Here is a 208-nt window from a genome sequence, read left to right on the forward strand (position 1 = left end):
CCCGCCCCGCCCGCCCGCCGGAGCCCGCCTCGGCGGCCAGCGCCCCGCCAGCCCGCCTCGGCAGCCGCCCGCCCCGCCACCCGCACGCCCCCGCCCGCGGCAGCCGCCCGGCCGTGCCCCTGGACGGAGCCCGCCCCGGGGTCGCCGTCGTAGAGGCCGGGATGGCCGGGCGCGCGCCCGGCGGTCCTGGCCCACCGCCCGCCCCGCC

This window comes from Streptomyces noursei (genome assembly GCF_001646665.1).
In the GTDB taxonomy this organism is placed as follows: Bacteria; Actinomycetota; Actinomycetes; order Streptomycetales; family Streptomycetaceae; genus Streptomyces; species Streptomyces lavendulocolor.